We start from the raw sequence: 20,524 nt of genomic DNA, 5'->3' as shown, positions 1-20,524 counted from the left end.
ACAAATCACAAATATACGTTAATTTGCAGAATGAGTTCTTTCTGGCTATATCATCTAATACGAAAGTACCAGTGAATCAAAAAAACAAAGGGTTATTCAGCGCAACAGATACCATCATCGGCACGGCAACAGCATAGAAATCACCGGCGAGAATTCATCGACATGATGAACGGGAACGCTCATCTGCGCATTTTCCCTGTCCTGTGATTTTAACGAATTACTGCACAGAGCAAGCCATCAGGAGTAAACATATGCGTCTTCTCGCCGTTATATCCAAGTTGACGGGCGTTTCCACCCATGTCGAAGCCTCTGAAGTCACACTTAATGCCCCTTCCATTGTGAAATTATCCGCAGAGCGTAGCGACATCAGTCAACTGGCTCGCGTGAATCAGGATCTGGTAATCACCTTTACGTCCGGTGAAAAACTGACCGTTAAAAATTTCTATATGACGAACGATCAGGGGGCCAGCCAACTGGTGCTGGAAGACAGTCACGGTGCGCTGTGGTGGGTGGAAAACCCGGAAAACGGCCTGCATTTTGAACAAATTTCAACCATTGACGATCTGCTGGTTACCGCCGGGGGATCTCACGAAGGCGGGGCCATCTGGCCGTGGGTGCTGGGTGGTGCGGTTGCCGCTGGAGGGATCGCGGCCATCGCATCTTCGGGAGGTGGCGGTAGTAACCATCATGATAACGACAACAACAATCCTGGTGATGGCTCCGGCAACGGCGGCACGCCGGGGGATGGCAGCGGAAATAGCGGAGGAGGAGACAATGGCGGCGGTGATAACGGCACAAATCCGCCAGGCGGGGAAAACCCCACGCCACCGCTGGCCCCTGTAATTACCAGCGCGACGGATGCCGTCTCCGCCATCACAGGTGTCATTCAGGAGAATCAGACCACCAACGACAGCCAGCCTTTGATTGCCGGTACCGGTGAAGCAGGCACCCTCATCACCCTCTATGACAATGGGCAGGAAATTGGCATCGTCATCGTCGATGAACAGGGTCACTGGAGCTATAAACCCGACCTTCCGCTTTCTGAAGGCGTACATGTACTGACCGCCACCGCGACGGACGAAAATGGTAATACCAGCGCCCTCTCCGGTGATTTCACCTTTACCGTCGATACCATTGCCCCGGATGAGGTCTCCGGCTTAACGGTTTCTGAAGATGGGCTTTGGGTATCAGGGATCGCAGAAGCGGGTTGCGTCGTCACAATTTTCGACAGTTTACACAACGTCCTGGCCTCTGTTCAGGTTGATGACACCGGTCGGTTTACCGTTCGCCTCAACTCCGCGCAAACTGATTCCGAACAGCTGTATGCTGATATTTCTGACGCCGCGGGTAACGCAGGCGATGAGGCCTCCTTCTTCGGTTCCGACTCAGGTTTTCCTGACGCCCCCACCATTACCGGTATCATTGATGATACGCAACCCACCGCGGTGACGTTAGGCAATGGTCAGTTTACGAAAGACACAACGCCAACGCTGACCGGAACAGCGTCAGTCGGCGCAGTGGTCACCATTTTTGAGAATGGGACCGCTATCGGCAGCGCAATTGCCGCTGATGGCACATGGTCATATCCGCTGAGTAATGTCGCGGAAGGGTTACACAATTACACGGCGACGCAAACCACCCAGGACGGCGTCAGCGGCTATACGGTGGAGTTCGCTGTAACCGTCGATACCACGCCACCCGTTGCCCCCACCAATCTGCTCGTGTCACAAAACGGAACTGTACTGACCGGTAGTGCAGAGGCCGGTAGCACTGTCACCATCAAGGACAGCAACGGCGCCACGCTCGGCACCGCCACAGCAGACAGCACAGGGAAATTTAGCTTTCCACTCAATCCTGCCCTCGTAAACGGTGAAGCGTTGACCGCAATTGCGACAGACAGGGCAGGAAATGACAGCGCATCAGCCAATGTCACGGCGCCTGATACTACCTCACCGCAGGCGGCAGGAAATCTGGATGTGTCTGACGATGGGACAACGGTAACCGGGACCGCCGAACCCGGCACAACCGTGACCATTTACGGCAGCGACAACACGCCGCTGGGATCGGCGCTGGTACAACCCAACGGCTCATTTACCGTCACGCTGGATACGCCGCAAACCAACGGTGAAATTTTAACCGCCATCGTCAAGGATCCGGCGAATCTGACCAGCCCTCCGGCGACGACACTCGCCCCGGATACCACCCCACCCCAGCCCGCCGGAAACCTGGATGTTTCTGATGATGGCACGACGGTGACTGGCACTGCCGAACCCGGCAGCACGGTGACAATTCGCGATCCTGACGGTAACCCGATCGGCCAGGGTCAAACCGATGGCGACGGGAACTTCACCGTCACGCTGGATACGCCACAAACTAACGGTGAAACGCTCACCGCAACAGTAACCGATCCGGCGAATCAGAACAGCACGCCAGCCAACGTCACTGCGCCGGATATCACTGCCCCACAGCCCCCCGGCGCGGTTATTTCAGCAGACGGCGCCACCCTGACCGCTACCGCCGAACCCGGCAGTACGATTACGATTAAAGACAGTAACGGCAATACGCTGGCGGAATCCGGTCCGGTCCCGGAAAACGGCACGCTGGTGATTACTCTTAACCCGCCACAGGCCAACGGCGAAACGCTGAGCGTCACCGCCACAGATGCCGCGAGCAATACCAGTTCACCGTACGAGGTCGAGGCTCCGGACATCACTGCACCGGAGGCTCCCGTCGTCAGTGCGATTGCAGATGATGTGGGTGCCCAGAAAGGCAGTCTGGATGACGGACAACTCACTGATGACAATCAGTTGACCTTCAGCGGAACCGGCGAACCCGGCGCAACCATCACCATTCTGGACGGGGGTACCCCGCTGGCGGGAACCGCCACCGTGGACAGCAACGGCAACTGGACGCTCACCACACCAGTGCTGGGCGACGGCGACCACACCTTCACCGTCACCGCAACCGACGCGGCAAACCAAACCAGCACGCCTTCTGCCCCCATCACGATTACCGTCGATACCATACCCCCCGTCATTCCGGTCGTGACCCTGACTGACAACACCGGCAGTAACGTGGGTGAACTGACGGACAATGACGTAACCGACGCAACGCAGCCGGTGTTAAGCGGAATCGGCACCGCCGGAGACACCATTACGGTATATGACGGCTCGGCGATCGTTGGCACGACAAAAGTCGCGGAAAACGGTAGCTGGAGCTTTACTCCAACTCCCGCGCTGGGCGAAGGTGAGCACACGCTGAGCGTCACCGCAAGCGATCCCCTGGGCAACACCAGCGAAAAATCCACACCCATTACCATTACGGTGGATACCACTGCCCCCGACATCCCTGCGCTGACGCTGGCGGATGGCGCAAATACCCCTCTCACCGACGGCCAGGCGACCCGGGAAACCCAGCCGGTTCTGAGCGGTACGGGAACAGATGGCGATGTCATCAGCATTTACGATAATGGCGATCTGGTTACCACCGTCACGGTGACTAACGGCACCTGGAGCTACACGTCAAATGCCCTTGATGAAGGTGACCATGTCTTTACCCTCACCAGCACCGATCCGGCGGGCAATGTCAGCGAACCTTCCGCGCCGATCGGTATTCTGGTGGATACCACCCCACCCGCCGTGCCCAACCTGACCGTCACTGACCGCGTCGGCAGTCAGACCGGGACACTCGATAACGGCCAGTATACCGATGACACGCGACCACTGCTGAGCGGAAGCGGTACGCCAGGCGACACCATAACCATTACTCTCGACGGCGTTGAACAGTCGCCATTGGTTATCGACAATGCCGGGAACTGGAGCTTCCAACCTACGGTTCCGCTATCAACGGGCGATCATATCATCCAGGTGACCGCGACCGATCCGGCCGGTAACAGCAGCACGTCGCCGGATCGCATTGTGCGTGTTGATACCCAGGCCCCCGGTACGCCAACGCTGACCGTCAACGATGACGGCGGGCCATTGAGCGATGGTGGGCAGACCAACGATACCACCCCAACCCTGAGTGGGACGGGTGATACGGGCAGCATTGTCACCATTCTGAATAACGGTGTGCCAATTGGTACTGCCGAAGTTATAGATGGCGTCTGGAGCTTCACCCCGGATAGCGAACTGGTTGAAGGTAACTACAGCTTTACCGTAACGGCAAAAGATGCCGCAGGTAACACCAGTCAGCCGTCGGACGCGATTGGCATCACCATTGATACCCAGGCGCCCGACGCGCCGTTTATCACCTCGCCGGGCAATCCGGCCGTTACCAATCAGGCTGAGTTGCCCATTAGCGGCACCGGCGAACCCGGCAGTACTATCATCCTGTCGAATGGCAGCACGGTTATCGGCACCGCCGAAGTCGATCCTGAGGGAAACTGGACGATCGTTCCGGATTCGCCGCTCACCGAAGGCAATTATACATTGACGGCAACCGCCACCGATCCGGCAGGGAATATCAGCCCCCCTTCTGACGCCATCTCGCTGAACGTCGACCTGACTAAACCGGCGGCCCCGGAAGAGGTGACGATCTCTGCCGATGGCGCAACGGTCAGCGGCACGGCGGAAACCGGCAGCACGGTGACGATCCGCGACACCGACGGCAATGTGATCGGGTCAGGCGTGGCGACAGACGGCACGTTCCAGATTCAGGTCACGCCAGCGCAGACGGGACTCAATACGCTGACCGCCACGGCGGAGGATGCCGCCGGAAACAACAGCGCTCCCACCAACTTTAACGGTTCTGGCACCGGGCTACCGGTTATCAGCGCCATCGTTGATGATACCGGTAGCGTTCAGGGCTCTCTGAAGAGCGGGCAAACCACCGACGATACACAGCCGGGGCTGCGCGGTTTCTCCACGCCGAATTCGACGGTTAACATTCTGGTCGATGGCTTCGTTGTCGCATCGAACGTTCAGGTTGATGGAAACGGCAACTGGAGCTGGACGTCCGCCGCCGAGTTAGGCGAAGGCCAGCACACCTTCCAGGTTGTCGATAGCGTGGACGGCAGCAAAACGTCCGCCGTGGTTAACATCACTGTCGATCTCACTCCACCGACGCAACCGGCAATTGGCAGCGTGACGGACGATGTTGCCCCCGGAACGGGAACGCTGACCAGCGGACAGACGACCAACGATACCCGCCCAACCCTGAGCGGCAGCGGCACCAACGGCGAAACCATCACGATTTACGATGGCGATACGCCAATCGGTCAGGTACAGGTGGTTAACGGCGCGTGGAGTTTTACCCCTCCCACTGGCCTGGGGGAAGGCAGCCATGCTCTCACCATCACCGCCACCGATGCGGCGGGGAATACCAGCGTGGCGTCGGAACCCTTTGTGGTGGTGGTGGACACCACGCCACCGGTAGCGCCAACCATTGCCAGCGCCGTGGATAACAGCGAACCGCAGACGGGCGCCATCAGTAACGGCGGCAGCACCAATGACACCACGCCAGCCTTTACCGGCAGCGGCGAAGAAGGCAGTACGATTACCGTCTATGACAATGGGGTAAAAATCGGTACCACGCAGGTCACCAACGGTAGCTGGAGCTTCACCGCGCCGACGCTGACCACAGGCTCGCACGCGATTACCGTCACCGCCACCGATGCAATGGGTAACGTCAGCGCGCCTTCTACTGCCTGGACGGTGAACGTCGATACCACCGCGCCACGGGTTCCGGTGATTCAAAGCGTCACCGATGACACCAACCCGGTAACCGGCGTACTGGCGAACGGGCAAAGCACCAATGATACTCAGCCAGGCTTCCAGGGAACGGCAGAGCCGGGCTCCACCGTTACGCTGTATGACGGCGGACTCGCCGTGGGTAGCGTGGTGGTGGGCAGCGACGGGATCTGGTCACTCTCCCCTGACAATCCGTTAAGCAGCGGCTCGCACAATCTGACCGTCACGGCGACGGATGCGGCAGGCAACGAAAGCCCGTCCGCCGCGTTCTCCCTGACTGTTGATACGCAAGCGCCATTGGCTCCGGTCATCAGTTCCGTCACCGATGACGTCACCCCCAATAGTGGATCGCTGAGCAACGGCCAAAGTACCAACGATTCGCGGCCAACGCTTGCCGGGACCGCCGAAGCCAATAGCACCGTCAGCATTTTTGACGGAACCACGCTGTTGGGTAGCGTGCAGACCGACGGTACAGGCGCATGGACCTTTACGCCCGCTACCGCACTGGGCAATGGATCGCACACGTTCAACGTCACCGCCACAGACGCGGCCGGTAACGTCAGCCCTGGCGCCGCCTTTACCGTGGTCGTCGATACGGTTGCCCCTACGGCTCCTGCCATCGTCAGCGTCACCGACAATGTGACGCCTGGAACCGGCGCTCTCACCAGCGGGCAAAGCACGAACGATACTCGCCCGATCGTTGCCGGAACCGGTGAGCCCGGTAGCACCATTAACGTCTACGATGGCAACGTTCTGCTTGGCACCGCCCTCGTGACGGAAGGCGGGAGCTGGAGCTACCGACCAGATGGACTTTCCCAGGGGAGCCATACGCTGAGAGTCACCGCCACCGATAGTGCGGGCAATACCGGACCGGCATCGGCGAATTTTGCTCTGACGGTCGATACCGTTTCGCCTGGCGCACCGATTATCAGCAGCGTGACGGATGACGTTGGCCCGGTCACCGGCAGTCTGAACAGCGGTCAAACCACCAACGATGCACGTCCCGCCTTCACCGGTACCGGTGAACCGGGGACCACGATCAACATCACAGACAACGGCGTTCCCCTCGCCAGCGTGACGGTTGAGGCGAACGGGACCTGGACCTTTACCCCCATCGGCGATCTGAGCCAGGGGAATCATTCGCTGACCTTCACCGCGACGGATGCCGCCGGTAACGTTGGTCCTTCTGCCAGCTTCGCCATCACAGTTGATACCACTGCGCCGCTGGCACCGGTGATCGTCTCAGTGGTGGATGACAGTGCGCCGCAGACCGGTAATCTGTCGCCCAATCAGAGCACCAATGACACCCGACCCACGCTTAACGGCACGGCAGAACCGGGCACCACGCTGACCTTTACCGATAACGGCACGGTCATTGGCAGCCTCGTTGTCGCTACGGACGGCAACTGGACCTTCACACCCACCACCGCTCTGACCAACGGCGCCCATACCCTTGCGGTAACGGCGACCGACGCTGCGGGCAACGTCGGTCCGGCGGCCAGTTTCACCGTCACAGTGGATACGCTGGCGCCAAACGCGCCGGTGATCACCACCATTCTTGATGATGTCAGCAATATCACCGGCACCGTCGGCAGCGGACAAAGCACGAATGACACCCTGCCAGAGCTGCGTGGGACCAGCGAACCGGGCGCATTCATCACGCTCTATGACGGCGCAACGTTACTCACGCCAACCCCCATTCAGGCGGATGCCAACGGCGCATGGAGCTTTACCCCAACCGCCGCACTGACCGAGGGCTTGCATACCTTTACCGCCAAAGCCACCGACGCCGCGGGCAATGTCAGCGCATCGTCGGCGGCATCGACCATCGTGGTGGATACCACCCCGCCCGGCACACCGACTAATCTGGCGGTGATCACCAACGGCAGTCACGTCACCGGTACGGCAGAGGCTGGCAGCACCGTCACCATCACCAGCAGCAACGGCACGGTACTGGGAACCGGCGTTGCGGACGGCACCACCGGCAGCTTTAACATTCTGATTAATCCGGCACAGGTCGGTGGGGAAACATTGCAGGTCATCGCCCAGGACAAAGCGGGTAACGTCGGGACCTCCGGCAGCGTCATCGCGCCGTTCAGCGGCCTGCCCGGTGCGCCTGTGATCGCCTCGCTGACGGACGATGTGGGATCGATCACCGGACTGGTGGCTAATGGTCAGGCCACCAATGACGCCAGGCCGCTGTTAACCGGGACGGGTCAGCCGTTCTCCACGATTACGGTGTACAGCGACGGTGTCTCTATTGGTAGCGCCAGCGTCGATGCGCAGGGCAACTGGTCGCTGACCCCGCAGGCTAATATCGCCGACGGGACGCACGTCCTCACCGCCACGGCCACCAATACCAACGGCACCAGCACACTGTCATCAGGCTATACCGTCACGGTGGACACCGTGACGACCGCGCCAACCGGCACCATCAGCAGCGACGGCGCCAGCATCAGCGGCACTGCCGAAGCGGGCAGCACCGTGACCATCACCCTCAGCACGGGCGTAACGGTCACCACTACCGCCAACAGCAGCGGCAATTACACCTATACCTTTGATCGCAAACAGACCAGCGGTGAGAACATCAGCGTTAGCGCCACGGACGCCGTTGGCAACGCCTCGACGCCAACGCAGGTCACCGCGCCAACGCTGCCCATCTCGGCCAGCGATAACGTTGAGAATCTGGAGTTAACCTCCAGTGCCACCGTAACAACCGAGCAACTCAGCGACTATGGTTTGCTGCTGGTTGGCGCGCTGGGCAACGTGGCGAACGTGTTAGGTAACGATACGGCAGCCGTTGAGTTCACTATTCAGGATGGCGGCAGTGCAAATCTGGTGATCGACGCCAGCGCCACCGGAGTCGTGCTCTCACTGCTGAATACGCAGGAAGTGGCGATTCAGAAATATGACGCCGCGACCAATTCGTGGACCACGGTTATCGACACGGCGCAGGCACAGTTTGCCAATCTGCTGACGCTCGGCAGCAGCGGCGTCACGGTGAATGTCTCCGGGCTGGGGGAAGGAACGTATCGGGTTCTGACCTACAACACGGCGCTGCTGGCGACGGGCTCTTACACCGCACTGAACGTCAGCGTCGAAGAGACCAGCGCCGGCACCATTACCACAACCACGCCGCAGACCGGCAACGTGCTGAATAACGACAGCGCCCCGCAGGACACCGTCGTCACCACCATCACCAACGCCAATGGCCAAAGTTTTACGCTGGGTGCCGGCAGTAACGTCATTCAGGGTCTCTATGGCACGCTGACGATCAATCAGGATGGTAGCTACAGCTACGCACTGAACCCAAATAGTCCGGCCTCGGTTATCGGACGCACGGAGAGCTTCACCTACACCATCAACGGCGGCGGCAACAGCGCCTCGGCGAAGCTGGTGATTACTCTGGGCAATGACGCGCCGCCCAGCAGCGTGACCGCCGTGGATAACGTCGCCACCCTACCCTATGACACGCATGTGGAGGCAATCAACAACGGGGCGTCCTCACAGGGCGGCTTTACGGTCGTGAACGTCAGTCTGGGCAACGTGCTGGATCTGGGCGTACTGGACAAACTGAGCAACCCGATTATTTTCGACGTTGAGCAGGGTTCAACGCGCACCATGACGCTGCAATCCTCCATTGGCGGCGTGGCGGTGGCCTCCAGTTTCGATCTGTACATCTATCGCTTCAATGACGCCACCCAGCAGTTTGAGCAGTGGCGAGTAGAGAAAAACTGGCTGAACGCGCCGTTGCTGGGCGGTCAGTCCAACCCGTTGACGTTAAACCTGCCAGGAGGCGAATACCTGTTCCTGCTGAACCCGGCGTTTGGCATCACGGCGCTCACCGGCTACACGCTGAACGTGCTTGAGGACCATGTTTACAGCGTTGACAGTTTGACCACCACCACCCAGGGCAATGTACTGAGTGACGACATAGCGCCCGTCGGCACATTGGTCACACAGGTAAATGGCGTGGCGATTGCCGCCACTGGCACCACAACCATTGTCGGTACGTACGGCACGTTGACCATCGATGCCAACGGTAATTACACCTATACCCTGAAAAGCGGTGTGGGTGCAGACGGCACCAAAACGCCGGACAGCTTCATCTACACCGTGAAAGCGCCAAACGGGGATACCGATACCGCCTCGCTCAACATCCAGCCGACTGCCCGTCCGCTGGACGCGGTGAACGACGTCAGTGATATCCTGCTTGCTACGGCGGTACAGGACACGGCGAGCTATCTGGACTCTACCGTCGGCAGCGCCAGTTGGGGAGTACTCGGCAGAACCGGTAGCGGTAGCGGCACCTTTGACGTCGCGGCGGGCACCATTCTGAAAGGCGCCGCCATCGTCTTTGATGTCTCGACGCTGGTGACGCTGGGCAACCTGACCATCAACTGGTCGATACTGGAAAATGGCGTAGTCATCCGCTCCGGTACGGTGCCGGTCGCCAATATCACGCTGGGCGGCGCCACCGTGACCGTCAATCTGAACGGGCTGGAACTGGACGGCGGCACCTACACGCTAAACTTCACCGGCAATAACACCCTGGCGGGCGCAGCGACCATTACACCGAAAATTACCGGTACGACGGTCGATCTGGATAACTTCGAAACCTCCGGCACGCACACCGTCACCGGCAATATCTTTGACGGCAGCGACTCCGGCGGTGCAATGGATCAGTTGAACACTGTCGATACGCGCCTGACCATTACCGGCTTTAACGGCAGTACCGCCACGCTGGATCCTTACTCCAGCGCCACCACCACCCTTCAGGGCCACTACGGTTCGCTGCAAATCCGTGCCGACGGTTCGTACACCTACACGCTCAACAACGGTGTGGCGCTGTCTTCGATCACGGCGAAGGAGACCTTTACCTACACGCTGAATGACACTCATGGTCATACCGATACCGCCACGCTGACGGTGGATATCGCCCCACAGGTCGCCAGCACCGCGCAAAGCGACGTGTTGGTGGGATCGGTGTATGGCGACACGCTGATCTACAACCTGCTCAACGCCAGTGATGCCACCGGCGGCAACGGGGCGGACACATGGAAAAACTTCTCGCTGGCGCAGGGCGACAAAATTGATATCGGCGATTTGCTGGTGGGCTGGAACGGGCAAACCGCGACGCTTGGCAACTATCTCAACGTCAGCACCAGCGGCAGCAATACCATCATTTCTATTGACCGTGACGGGACAGGCAGCGCCTGGCACTCCACGCAACTGGTAACCCTGGAGAATGTTCAAACCACGCTGACGGAGCTTATCGAACAAAACCATATTGTGACCTGATAACGCCCCACAACACGACAACACAACGACCCCGGGCGCACGTTCGCCCGGGGCAAAAAACAACGCTCAATTAGGGAAGAAAAATGGGAAAACGACAGCTTGCTTTCTGGTGGCTGGCGGGAAACCTGTGCGCAGCCCCGGTAATCGCTGCCGGGGAAACGCCCCGCATCGCCCCACAGCAGTGGGTTGAACAGCAGGAATTGCCCACGCTTGATGGCCCGATGCCGCTGAGCGGCGACAGCGCCGCTCCCGGCGAACTGACCCTTTCTCAGGCGGTCAATCGCGCCGTCACCTGGCATCCGTCGATCGCGGAAGAGGTCGGTAAACTGTATGCCCAAATCCAGCAGGTCGATGTCGCGAAAGCCAAATACTATCCGCAGTTAAACGCCGGGATGAACAACGGCTATACCAACAGCTATTCCGACAGCGGATTCAGCCCGTCGCTGGTGCTGTCACTGTCGCAAATGCTTTATGACTTCGGCAAAGTCGCCAGCCAGGTGCGGGCAGAAAATGCCGGCGTGGCGCAGGAACAGGCCAACGTCCTGGTGAGCATTGATACGGTCAGTCATGAAACGGCGACCGCTATCGTCCAGGTGCAGACCTGGCAACAGATGGTGACAGTGGCAACGGAGCAACTGGACGCGCTGAGCGCCATCGGCAGACTGGCGAATCAGCGCAACGATGAAGGCGCCAGTTCGCTGTCGGATGTGGTGCAGACCGACGCGCGCATCGAAGGCGCACGCTCCCAGCTCGTACAGTATCAGGCCAATCTTGAAAGCTCACAGGCGACGCTCATGGCCTGGCTGGGGTGGAAAAACCTTAACGCTATCAGCAATGACTTCCCGCAAAAGCTGGCCCGTAGTTGCGAACTGGCAAAACCGGACGACAAACTAGTACCGTCCGTTCTTGCGGCCTGGGCGCAGGCCAACGTTGCGCAGGCCAATCTCGACTATGCCAACGCGCAGATGACGCCCACGGTTTCGCTGGAACCAGAGGTGCGGCGCTATCTCAACGATAACTACGCGGGTCATGAGTCCGTTGACCGTACCCAGTATTCGGCATGGGTCAAAGTGGAGATGCCCATTTATCAGGGCGGCGGCTTAACCGCCCGTCGCAACGCCGCCAGCCACGCGGTGGAATCCGCCCAGTCGGCGATCCAACGCACCCGGCTGGACGTGCGCAAGAAGCTGCTTGCGGATCGAAGTGAAGCGATGAACCTGGCGACCTCCCTGCAGATCCAAAAGCGCCAGGAGACGTTGAGCGAACGGACGCGCGAGCTGTATCAGCAGCAATATCTCGACCTCGGCTCCCGACCGCTTCTCGACGTACTCAACGCCGAGCAGGAGGTCTATCAGGCGCGCTTCGCGCAGTTACAGACAGAGAGTCAGTTGCATCAACTCCAGCTTAACTGCCTGTACAACACCGGCCAGATGCGCCAGGCCTTTGGTCTGGAAAACCGCACGATCCAGTCAGTGGAGATCCAGCCATGACCCACGCCGATATTCCTTCTGACGAGCGCATTACCGCGCTGGCGCTCGCTAACTGGGCGCGGGCAATGAGCCATATCGCCGCCCATTACCGTATTGCCAGTTCACCCGGCGCGTTACAGGCCAGCGCCCCGTGGTTCAAAGATAAACCGATGTCGCAGGCGCTCAGCCAACTGGCACGCCAGGCGGGGCTCTCTTTTCAGCCGCTGGCTCCCACCGAACAGTCGCTCACCCGCTGGCGTCTGCCGGTGGTGATCCAGCTCCAGGAGGGAGAACTGGTACTGGTAGAACAGTTCGATGGCGATGACCAGCTTGACGTCTGTTTTATCGACGGCGACTTACAGCGCAACCGGCTCTCGCTGCGCGAAATGCTGCCGACAGTCCGTTTCATCATCGCGTTACGCCCGCTTTCCGCGGTGAAAGACAGTCGGGTGGACGCCTACATCTCCCGCTTTAAGCCCGACTGGCTAAAAAGCCTGGTGCTGAAAGATCTGCGCCCTTACGGCCCGGTGATGCTGGCGGCGCTGCTGATCAACATCCTCTCGCTTTCCGGGATCATCTTCTCAATGCAGGTGTATGACCGGGTGATCCCGGCGCAGTCGTGGCCGTCGCTGTACGTTCTCGCCGTCGGCGTATTGATCGCCATGCTGTTTGGTTTTCTCCTAAGACTCGCGCGCGGTCACGTGATGGATCTGTTGGGTAAACGTGCCGATATGCGGGTGTCGGATCGCGTGTTCAGCCACGCACTGCGCCTGCGCAACAGCGCGATCCCCCGTTCCACCGGCAGCTTTATTTCGCAGCTACGCGAGCTGGAACAGATCCGCGAGATGGTGACCTCTTCCACCATCTCCACCATTGTGGATCTGCCCTTCTTTTTCCTGTTCATCGTGGTGCTGGCGATCATCGCCCCGCCGCTGGCCTGGATCGCTCCGGTCGCCGCGTTGCTGATGATCCTTCCCGGTCTGCTGCTGCAAAAAAAGCTCGCGGAGTTGGCGAATCAGGCGGCGCACGAGGCTACGCTGCGCAACGCCGTGCTGGTCGAAAGCGTTCAGGGGCTGGAAGATATCAAGCTGATGCAGGCGGAAAACCGGTTTTTGCAGCAGTGGAACAGCTATATCCGCATCACCGCCGAATCGGGACTGCGCACCCGCGAACTGTCGCAAGGGTTGATCAACTGGGGCGTAACCGTCCAGGGGCTGGTCTATGCGGCAGTGGTGATGTTTGGCGCCCCGCTGGTAATTGAAGGCACGCTAACGACCGGCTCAGTGGTTGCCGCTTCAATGCTGGGTTCGAGGATGATCGCTCCGATGGGCAATCTGTGCGGCGTGCTGGCGCGCTGGCAACAGGTGAAAGCCGCCAAAAAAGGGCTGGACAGCATTATGGCGCTCCCCACCGAGACCCAGCGCGACGAAACGCTGGTGCATCAGGAGATCTTTCACGGTCACTATTTGTTCGAGAACGCACAGTTTCGCTATCACAGTGAAGACCAGCGGGTACCGCTACGCATTAACCGACTTGAGATCGCCGCTGGCGAGCGCATCGCGGTGCTCGGGCGCAACGGTGCGGGCAAATCAACGCTATTGCAGGCGCTGGCAGGCGGCGTGGATCTGGTCGAGGGCGACGCCCGTCTCGATAACCTCAGCCTGCCGCACATCGATATGGCCGATTTACGCCGCAATGTCGGCCTTCTCAGCCAGAACGCCCGCCTGTTTTTCGGTACCCTGCGCGAGAACCTGACGCTGGGCGCCCCGCACGCCAGCGACGACGAAATATTTACCGTACTGGAAATTTGCGGCGCGGCCAACTTCGTGAAACGGCTGCCGAAAGGTCTCGATCATCCGATTATGGAAGGCGGCAGCGGGCTATCCGGCGGTCAGCGACAATCCATCATGCTCGCTCGCATGCTGCTGCGCGCGCCCAATATCGTCCTGCTCGATGAACCCACCGCCTCGCTGGATGAGCATTCCGAACGCGAGTTTATTCAACGACTGGGACAGTGGCTTGGTAACCGTACACTGGTCGTCGCTACCCACCGCGTACCGGTACTGGAACTGGTCGATCGGGTGGTGGTGCTCAAAGAGGGACAACTGGTGATGGACGCGCCAAAAGCGCAGGCGCTGGGGCAAAGTCGAATGGCCGCGCAGGCCAACACGCGGGAGTGGAAAAATGAAAACCAGTCAGCCTGATGCAACCCACGACGCGCTCGACGACAGCCGCGAGCAAGAATTCTCAGGCGCCAGCCGCATCATTTGGCTCACCGGGATCTTGTGCCTGCTCCTCGCGGTATGGGCGTGGTTCGGTATTCTTGATGAAGTCTCGACGGGCACCGGCAAGGTGATCCCTAGCTCGCGCGAGCAAGTATTACAGTCGCTCGACGGGGGGATCCTCGCCGAACTGATGGTGCATGAAGGCGATCAGGTCCAGGCGGCACAGGTTCTGGCACGGATGGACCCCACACGCTCAGAGTCCAACGTCGGCGAAAGCGCCGCCCGCTATCGCGCCTCGCTGGCCTCCAGCCAACGCCTGACGGCGGAGGTCAGCGACAAGCCGCTGGTCTTTTCTGACGAACTGAATGCCTGGCCGGATCTGCTCGCCTCGGAAACGCGGCTTTATACCAGTCGCCGCGCGCAACTCGCCGACGCGCAGTCAGAGCTCAAAGAGGCGCTGGCGCTGGTGAATAAAGAGCTGGCGATCACCGAGCGGCTGGCAAAAAGCGGGGCCGCCAGCCACGTCGAGGTGCTGCGTTTACAGCGGCAAAAAAGCGATATTGGGCTGAAACTGACCGATCTCCGCTCCCAATACTACGTTCAGGCACGCGAAGCACTGTCCAAAGCCAATGCTGAAGTCGCGATGCTTTCCGCCATCATTAAAGGACGCGAAGATTCGGTGACCCGCCTGACCGTTCGTTCACCGGTACGCGGCATTGTGAAGAACATCCAGGTCACGACCATCGGCGGCGTGATCCCGCCAAACGGCGAGATGATGGAGATCGTCCCCGTTGACGATCATCTGCTGATTGAAACACGACTTTCACCACGTGATATCGCTTTTATCCATCCGGGACAACGCGCGCTGGTCAAAATCACCGCCTATGATTATGCCATCTACGGCGGGCTGGAAGGCGTTGTCGAAACTATCTCGCCGGATACCATTCAGGACAAAGTGAAGCCAGAAATCTTTTACTACCGCGTCTTCATCCGTACCCATCAGGACTATCTGCAAAACAAGCTGGGACGCCGTTTTTCCATCGTCCCGGGCATGATTGCAACAGTGGATATAAAAACAGGTGAGAAAACCATCGTCGACTATTTAATCAAACCGTTCAATCGGGCGCGAGAAGCGCTGCGCGAGCGGTAAATCCTTGAGGATTGGGCTGGAAAGGGCTGTCACAAGTCTGTTATACTTGCTTTAACACATTGGGGCTGATTCTGGATTCGACGGGATTTGCGAAACCCAAGGTGCATGCCGAGGGGCGGTTGGCCTCGTAAAAAGCCGCAAAAAATAGTCGCAAACGACGAAAACTACGCTTTAGCAGCTTAATAACCTGCTCTGAGCCCTCTCTCCCTAGCTTCCGCTCTTAAGACGGGGATCAAAGAGAGGTCAAACCCAAAAGAGATCGCGTGGAGGCCCTGCCTGGGGTTGAAGCGTTAAAACTAATCAGGCTAGTCTGGTAGTGGCGTGTCAATCCGCAGGTGCCAGGCGAATGTAAAGACTGACTAAGCATGTAGTACCGAGGATGTAGGAATTTCGGACGCGGGTTCAACTCCCGCCAGCTCCACCAAATCATGATCCGGACACGTCCGGTGAAATACGGAAAGCCCGCATGGCACAAGCCCTGCGGGCTTTTTTGTGTCCGTCGCTGTCCGAGAACATCCGGCTAAATCCAGAGAAAATTGGTACACGTTTAGGTACACGCTATACTGTGGTCCATTAAACGTGTACCAATTATGGAAGAGATCCAGACATGGCGCGCATCACACGCCCCCTAACTAACAACGAAATCCTTAAAGCTAAACCTAGGGAAAAAGACTTCACTCTTCATGACGGTGACGGCCTGTTCTTACTCGTCAAAACCACTGGTAAAAAACTCTGGCGCTTCCGCTATCAGCGTCCGGTCAGTGGCAGCCGAACCAATTTGAGTCTTGGCTCATACCCTGCCCTTACTCTCGCAGCAGCCCGCCAGATACGCGACCAGCACTTAGCCACGCTCGCACTAGGTATAGATCCGCAACAGCAACAAGAACAGGCATCAGAACAACGTCAAATTGAGCTGGATAGCATTTTCTCAACTGTGGCCGCCAACTGGTTCAAAATGAAGAGCAAAATCGTCACTGAAGACTACGCGAAAGATATTTGGCGCTCTTTAGATAAGGACGTGTTCCCTACAATAGGCGCGATACCTGTTCAGGAGATTAAAGCTAGAACGATTGTTGATGCATTGGAACCAATTAAAGCGCGTGGTGCATTAGAGACGGTTCGTCGCCTGGTACAACGTATTAACGAAATCATGATCTACGCCGTCAACACTGGTCTAATTGATTCTAACCCGGCATCAGGTGTCGGAATGGCGTTTGAGAAACCTAAGAAGCAAAACATGCCAACGCTGCGACCAGAAGAATTGCCGAAGCTGATGCGTTCTCTGGTTATGTCGAATCTATCTGTTTCGACTCGCTGCCTGATTGAATGGCAGCTCCTCACGCTTGTTCGCCCTGCAGAGGCTTCTGGTGCACGATGGGCAGAGATCGATCTCGACGCAAATCTTTGGACGATTCCAGCCGAACGGATGAAGGCCAAACGAGAGCACATTGTTCCTTTGTCTACTCAGGCATTGGATATTCTTGAAGTAATGAAGCCTGTTAGCGCTCATCGAGAGCATGTTTTTCCAAGCCGGAATAACCCAAAACAGTCAATGAACAGTCAGACTGCTAACGCTGCGCTTAAGCGCATGGGGTACGGTGGAAAACTAGTTGCGCATGGTTTAAGGTCTATAGCAAGCACAGCAATGAATGAAGCTGGACATAATGCTGACGTAATTGAAGCAGCCCTTGCTCACAGCGAAAAAAATGAAGTGAGAAGAGCTTATAACCGCTCAATTTACCTTATCCAGCGTCAATCACTAATGCAATGGTGGGGTGATTTTGTTTACTCATCAAATACACTTAACTCTAATATTAAGGATAAATAATGAAGCTAAATGCGGATAGAAACAAGCTAAATAACAACCCTGAGGCTGGGCGGTTGTATAACATTTTAAACGAACTAGACCAAGAAGAAAAACTACATTTACATGAAGCAGAACTATATTATGATTTCCCTTTATATAAAGATGATGAAGATAATTTAGTTATATCACCATTAATGCTTGTATCACGCCTCTATGGAATAATTATATTCTATTTATCAAACTGCCATGAGAGAGATGCTAATAATGTTTTACAACAAAATGATGCAGCATTGGAAAACATCTACAGCCAAATATTCTCTCGCTTACTAAAGCAGAAATACCTTCGTAAAAACAGAAGAGAATTAAATATATCTGTTGAATCTGCGATCTTTGCTCCTTATGTTGACGCTCAAAAAGATTATGGTACTGAAAGTGAGGTTATCGTTTCCAAAGCCTCAATTGAAAACTTTATACAACAATGCGAAAATCCTGTAGATGAGGATATTTATAGCGAAGCCGCTTCTACAATTGAAGGTGGCAAGGGTCTAATACGGGTTAAACAACGTGATATTGAAGGGTTTTCTGAAGAATCAAAAGTAAAAGTAATTAGCACCCTTGAGTCCTCAATTGCAAGATTTGACAGTAATCAACTTGGAAGCTGTGTAAATGAAGTTGATGGAATTGAAAGAATTAGAGGCCTTGCTGGTTCAGGAAAAACTGTTGTTCTTGCTATGAAAGTGGCGATTACTCATTTAAGAAATCCAGATAAGAAAATCTTGTATACTTTCAGTACAAAAGCACTTTACCAACATGTCAAACGTCTAATAACGCGTTTTTATCGTCAGTTCGATGATCTTGATCCTGACTTTGAAAATTCTATCGATATTTTACATGCTTGGGGCGGAGGGAACGCCGCTGGTGTATACTATAATGCATGTCAAAATAACTCAGCTCGTTTCATCAATTTTGGAGAAGCACAGAGAATAGCACCTAAAGAACCATTTTCATATGCTTGTAAAACGTTACTTGATAATCATGAAATCAAGGAGCAATACGATTATGTTTTCGTTGACGAAGCTCAAGACTTTGATAGTTCCTTCTTAAAACTGTGTTTAAAACTGGCACGTGAAGATAAAATGGTATTTGGTTTGGATGTATTCCAAAATATATTCCAAACAGGTTCACCTTCGATTGAAGAAATTCTTGGGGAGGGTAAAAACCTCAGTTTAGATAAATTCTTAAATAGCTGCTACAGAACGCCTTGCGCAACCTTGGTTTGTGCGCATGCTATAGGGTTAGGAGTCTATGGAAATCCAGTTCAAGCGATTAAAACAGCAGAAGATTGGACGAACTTAGGATACCTGGTTGAAGGTGTGCACGGTGAGCGTTTCAATTCTGGTGAAAACATATCAGTTTATCGGACAGAAGAAACATCCCCAACTCTCTACAATGCTGATAAAGATAAGCTTATAATAACACAACCTCATAGTGACATTAGCAGTGAATGTGAATGGGTCGCGCAGAGAATAAGAGAAGACATTTTTAGCGAAGGCCTAAATGCTTCTGACATCTTAATAGTTTGCGCAGATGATAAGCACTTCAAAAATTATTACAACCATTTATCTTATTATTTATCAGAATACAATATTGACGTTAACAACGTCAATGCTGACAAATATAATATAAGTGACTTCTCAATTGATAATAAGGTCACATACTCTACAATCCACAAAGCTAAAGGCAATGAGGGTTATAGTGTTTATATTATTGGTTCTGAATGTCTTTACCATAACCCGAACGTAAAAAACAGGAACCTACTATTCACTGCAATGACTCGTACCAAAGGATGGTTAACAATGACAGGTATTGGACATTCAGCCAATGAGCTTTTTTATGAGATAAAACAAGCTAAGGATAATGTCCCATACCTGCGCTTTAATTATCCAGATAGTCAAATACTTGATCAAATTGAGATTGATCTTCAACGCTTTGCTCATGACGAGGATGTTGAAGACTTCCAGAAGTTATTAGATACCCATGGGCTTGATGGTGTTAAGGCATTAATAAGGGAATATGAAGCCAAAAAGGTGAAGAAAGCATGATTGCTCAAGCGACTTTTAATTCAACATCACGGGCATCAATAAACCTTGTGAGAAATGCGGGGCTATTGGGAAATTATAACAGTAACATTATTTACCCAAATCATATGCCGGGCGAACTACGCCCTTTAACATATATAGAAGCATGGAAAAGATGCACGCACGATCAATGGTTTAACATACAACTTGAAGATGGTTCCCTTTTTATATTCAAAATGAACAGTTACACCTATTTAATGACTCCAGTTAAAACTTTAACGTTTGAGGAGTATTTAAATGAATTTTATCCTGAGGATGAGTGGGGTGATGCAGATGAGTATAGAGTTATGATTAGTCAAGAGTATGATAACTACATTGACACTCACACAAAAAACTTCCCGCCAATGCCAATTAGATATGACATTGATGATGTACATTATTGTGAACATTCTCATCCCTATTGCCATTTTCATTTCGGGTCTGAAAATGATGGAAGAATAGCAACAAAAAAAATTTTAACGCCCTTGTCGTTTACAGCATTTGTATTGCGTTCCTTTTATCCAAAAGCTTGGAAAACATATGCACAATCTCTATTGATTGATGAACATATCCATTTTTTTAAAGATGGACTTGATGTTGCACCAGTTAACTACTGGAGTAATAGAGAGGATAGTTTTTTATTTATTGGCTAGCATTGTCTGCGCGCAATGCTCTCCCCGCCACGCCTGCCCGCTTAAGAGGTCGCTTTTAATGCAGGTGCATGAACCGGCTCAGGCCGTGCCGGTACTGGCGTGGTGGGGGAAA

Annotated in this window: 7 protein-coding genes, 1 other RNA gene and 2 pseudogenes; all 10 read left to right on the top strand. The window is 55.3% G+C overall.

What is annotated here, in order from left to right:
• Nucleotides 1-251: 251 nt before the first annotated feature.
• A pseudogene (locus tag KE671_RS23035) lies at nt 252-1,121 on the top strand (BapA/Bap/LapF family prefix-like domain-containing protein); the annotation flags it as partial.
• 9 nt (nt 1,122-1,130) lie between these two features.
• Nucleotides 1,131-6,584 (top strand): annotated as a pseudogene (locus KE671_RS23030) (Ig-like domain-containing protein); the annotation flags it as partial.
• On the top strand, nt 6,582-10,991 hold the full coding sequence (locus KE671_RS23025) for a BapA/Bap/LapF family large adhesin (protein WP_432759328.1): 4,410 nt from the start codon (nt 6,582-6,584) through the stop codon (nt 10,989-10,991). The pseudogene KE671_RS23030 and the gene KE671_RS23025, both read left to right, overlap by 3 nt.
• 83 nt (nt 10,992-11,074) lie before the next feature.
• Entirely contained in the window at nt 11,075-12,481 is a 1,407-nt protein-coding gene (locus KE671_RS04310) for a TolC family outer membrane protein (protein WP_206161856.1), read from the top strand.
• Nucleotides 12,478-14,664: a type I secretion system permease/ATPase gene (locus tag KE671_RS04305; protein ID WP_206161855.1), complete on the top strand. Its 2,187-nt coding sequence runs from the start codon at nt 12,478-12,480 to the stop codon at nt 14,662-14,664. Before KE671_RS04310 ends, KE671_RS04305 begins: the two co-directional genes overlap by 4 nt.
• Nucleotides 14,645-15,835: an HlyD family efflux transporter periplasmic adaptor subunit gene (locus KE671_RS04300; RefSeq protein ID WP_206161854.1), complete on the top strand. Its 1,191-nt coding sequence runs from the start codon at nt 14,645-14,647 to the stop codon at nt 15,833-15,835. Before KE671_RS04305 ends, KE671_RS04300 begins: the two co-directional genes overlap by 20 nt.
• 61 nt (nt 15,836-15,896) lie before the next feature.
• Nucleotides 15,897-16,259: a transfer-messenger RNA gene (gene ssrA, locus KE671_RS04295) on the top strand.
• Between the two features lie 183 nt (nt 16,260-16,442).
• Nucleotides 16,443-17,663, top strand: coding sequence for an integrase domain-containing protein (locus KE671_RS04290; protein ID WP_206161853.1), 1,221 nt, complete (start codon nt 16,443-16,445; stop codon nt 17,661-17,663).
• Nucleotides 17,663-19,744 (top strand): DEAD/DEAH box helicase, encoded by a 2,082-nt coding sequence (locus KE671_RS04285; RefSeq protein WP_206161852.1) that lies wholly within the window; start codon nt 17,663-17,665, stop codon nt 19,742-19,744. Before KE671_RS04290 ends, KE671_RS04285 begins: the two co-directional genes overlap by 1 nt.
• Complete coding sequence (locus KE671_RS04280; protein ID WP_206161851.1) at nt 19,741-20,412, top strand: DUF2290 domain-containing protein; 672 nt, start codon at nt 19,741-19,743, stop codon at nt 20,410-20,412. Before KE671_RS04285 ends, KE671_RS04280 begins: the two co-directional genes overlap by 4 nt.
• The last annotated feature ends 112 nt before the right edge of the window (nt 20,413-20,524 follow it).

The sequence above is a fragment of the Citrobacter amalonaticus genome (assembly GCF_018252635.1).
In the GTDB taxonomy this organism is placed as follows: domain Bacteria; phylum Pseudomonadota; class Gammaproteobacteria; order Enterobacterales; family Enterobacteriaceae; genus Citrobacter_A; species Citrobacter_A amalonaticus_E.
The sequence above is the reverse complement of the archived record's forward strand: the minus strand, read 5'-3'. Positions and strand labels throughout refer to the sequence as shown.